The 2,515-nt window shown below is 38.8% G+C and carries 1 pseudogene; it reads left to right on the top strand.

Going from position 1 to position 2,515, the window contains the following annotated elements:
• Positions 1–2,515 (top strand): annotated as a pseudogene (locus L1S35_RS13155) (hypothetical protein); the annotation flags it as partial.

Genomic DNA, 2,515 nt, shown 5'->3' with positions numbered 1-2,515 from the left:
AAATTGCGACCAAGCTGTAGTTTCTGTTTCAGTTACGGCTGCTGCAATTGTGGCTAATGACGATACTGCTGCGCCAATCAACGGTTATGTTGGTGGAACTGCTTACACTAATGTACTTTCAAACGACACCTTAAACGGTGCTCCGGTTATTCCTTCTCAGGTGAACACAACTTTTGTATCTTCAACTAATACAGGAATCACTTTATCAGGAACTAATGTTTTAGTTGCTCCTGGTACACCTGCCGGTTCTTATACATTAACATACCAAATCTGTGAAGTTTTAAATCCATCGAATTGCGACCAGGCAACAGTTTATATAACAGTTCAGGCTGCCGTGATTGATGCGGTGAATGATACAGCTGCTCCTATCAACGGTTATGTTGGTGGAACTGCTTATACTAACGTACTTTCTAATGACACCTTAAACGGCGCTCCGGTTATTCCTTCTCAGGTGAATACTACTTTTGTATCATCGACTAATGCCGGAATTACTTTATCAGGAACTGACGTAATCGTTGCTCCTGGAACACCTGCCGGTTCTTATACATTAACTTATCAAATCTGTGAAATCTTAAATCCATCTAATTGCGATCAAGCTATAGTTTCTGTTTCAGTTGCTGCTGCGGTAATTGATGCTGTGAATGATACGGCTGCGCCTATCAACGGATTTGTTGGTGGAACGGCTTACACTAACGTACTTTCTAACGATACACTTAATGGTGCTCCGGTTATTCCTTCTGAAGTGAATACTACTTTTGTATCTTCAACTAATGCCGGAATTACTTTATCAGGAATTGACGTAATCGTAGCTCCTGGTACACCTGCAGGTTCTTATACATTAACTTACCAAATCTGTGAAGTATTAAATCCAACTAATTGCGATCAGGCTGTAGTTTCTGTTTCGGTTGCTGCTGCTGCAATTGTAGCTGTTAACGATACTTATAGTGTTGATTGTGCTAACATCGGAACAATTGGAAACATCCTTACAAATGATTCATTAAATAACGCAAATGTTAGTATTTCACAAGTTAATTTGTCGATTATAAACGGATCTTATCCAAATCTGAATATTGATGCTAATGGAAATGTTTCATTAACAAGTATTGGACATTGTGGTGATTATACTTTCACTTATCAAATATGTGAAAAACTAAATCCTGATAATTGTGATACTGCAACAGCAACTATTACAATTATAGACAATACTCCACCAACATGGACTACTACTGCTGGTTCATTGGATATTACTTTAGAATGTAGTGATACATCTGGTTTAGATGCTGCTCAAGCTCAATTCCCAGTTGCCGTTGATAATTGTGATAGCGATGTAACCAATGTTGTGAAAAATGCTGGTCAGTTTGTAGCAATACCAACTTGTCCTAATGCAGGAACTTACACAAACACTTGGACAGTAAAGGATGCTTGTAATAATGTGTCTGCTACCTATACACAAACCATAACAATTGAAGACACAACTGCTCCTACTTGGTCAACAGCTGCCGGTTCATTAGATACCACAGTTCAATGTAGTGATGCAGCGGCTTTGGCAGTGGCTCAAGCCTTGGCTCCAATAGCAGTTGATAATTGTTTAGGAACAATAACTTATACAAAAACTTCCGGTCAATTTGATGCTGTTCAGGGATGTTCAAATGCCGGGACTTATACCAATACTTGGACTGCGAATGATGTATGTAATAATGTATCAACTGTATTCACTCAAGTTATAACAGTTCAGGATACTGTTGCTCCTATTTGGGAAACTGCTAATGGCACTTTAAATACAACTGTTGAATGTGGTGATAAAGATGCATTAGATTCAGCTCAAGGATTAATTCCTGTAGCATCTGATTTGTGTGATGCTGATGTTACTAATATAATTAAAAAAGACGGGAATTTTATTCCGACAATAGGTTGTGCTAATACAGGAACATATACTAATGAATGGACTGTTTTAGATGACTGTGGTAATGGTTCTGCAGTATTTACTCAGATTATTACAGTTGTAGATACGACTGCACCAACTATTGATACTCCTGCTGCTAATGCAACTGTTCAATGTGATGGTCAAGGAAATACTGAAGCGCTACAAGCTTGGTTATCATCTAATGGTGGTGCAACTGCTTCTGATTCTTGTTCTAATGTAACTTGGTCAAATAATTTCTCAACATTAAGCGACGATTGTGGTAATACAGGTACAGCTACTGTAACCTTTACAGCTACTGATGGTTGTGGAAATGCTACATCAACTTCGGCTACATTTACTATCGAAGATACTACTGCTCCAACTATTGATACGGCTGCTGCTAATGCAACGGTTCAATGTGATGGTCAAGGAAATACTGAAGCTCTGCAAGCTTGGTTATCATCTAATGGTGGTGCAACTGCTTCTGATGTTTGCTCTAACGTAACCTGGACTAACAGCTTTGATGCGCTTAGCGATGGTTGTGGTAACACTGGTTCGGCTACTGTAACCTTTACAGCTACTGATGATTGTGGTAATGCTACAACTACATCT

Origin of the sequence: Flavobacterium anseongense (genome assembly GCF_021608185.1) — a bacterium.
In the GTDB taxonomy this organism is placed as follows: Bacteria; Bacteroidota; Bacteroidia; order Flavobacteriales; family Flavobacteriaceae; genus Flavobacterium; species Flavobacterium anseongense.
The sequence above is the reverse complement of the archived record's forward strand: the minus strand, read 5'-3'. Positions and strand labels throughout refer to the sequence as shown.